The following is a 643-nucleotide window of genomic DNA, read 5'->3' as shown; positions in this document are numbered from 1 at the left end:
GGCCGGGCCGCAGCATCCACTGCTCATGATCGTTCCTCCTGGGTTCGGGTGGTCGAGGTTCGGGCGGCCGGGGTTCAGCGGGCGAGCCAGGCGGCGGCGCGGGCGCGCTCCAGGACCGCCTCGGCCCGGCAGGCGCGGTCACAGACGGTGCCGGTGGCCTCGTCGAAGGAGATGGTCGCGGGGGCCGGGCGGCGGCGCAGCAGGGAGCGCATCTCACACCTCGTGTTTCGAAGATTGTCTAAGTGGCGCTCAGCCTGCCACTCTGGTTAGAGAGGTGTCAAATTAGGTGGTGGTCTAATTTTGGAGGTCCAGTCGGTGCATCCATCTCCGCCCTTCACCGTCTACCTGGGTGAGTTGTTGTTTTCGGAGAGGATGATCAGTCATGACCAATGCCGACACCACCGCCAACGCCGCCCCGGCCGACGCCGCCGCCGAGGCCTGCTGCTCAACGTCTGCGTTGCAGACCTGCTGCGCCCCCGAGGACAAGGGCGCCTGCTGCGGCACCCCGGCCGACGCCGCTCCGGCCGCCGAGGCGCCCAGCAGCTGCGGCTGCCGGTAACCCCGCACGCCTGCCTGGGGCCGGGCCGACCGGCTCGGCCTGTCGGTGCCCGGGATGAAGTCCCGCGTCCAGCGGGCCCGGACC

2 protein-coding genes are annotated in these 643 nt (G+C 70.3%); one reads left to right on the top strand and one right to left on the bottom strand.

Annotated features, from left to right (window positions below):
• Window positions 1-74 precede the first annotated feature (74 nt).
• Window positions 75-212 (bottom strand): hypothetical protein, encoded by a 138-nt coding sequence (locus tag ACWJ6R_RS37645; protein WP_449066753.1) that lies wholly within the window; start codon window positions 210-212, stop codon window positions 75-77.
• A gap of 170 nt (window positions 213-382) precedes the next feature.
• Between ACWJ6R_RS37645 and ACWJ6R_RS37640 the strand changes: the two genes are divergently transcribed.
• Window positions 383-559: a hypothetical protein gene (locus ACWJ6R_RS37640; protein ID WP_449066752.1), complete on the top strand. Its 177-nt coding sequence runs from the start codon at window positions 383-385 to the stop codon at window positions 557-559.
• Window positions 560-643 lie beyond the last annotated feature (84 nt).

This window comes from Planomonospora algeriensis (assembly GCF_977012225.1).
This window is presented reverse-complemented; position numbering and strand designations above follow the sequence as displayed.

Bases quoted from the DNA above. Each gene is read 5' to 3' on its own strand.
- ACWJ6R_RS37645 (WP_449066753.1), bottom strand. From the start codon at position 212: ATGCGCTCCCTGCTGCGCCGCCGCCCGGCCCCCGCGACCATCTCCTTC.
- ACWJ6R_RS37640 (WP_449066752.1), top strand. From the start codon at position 383: ATGACCAATGCCGACACCACCGCCAACGCCGCCCCGGCCGACGCCGCC.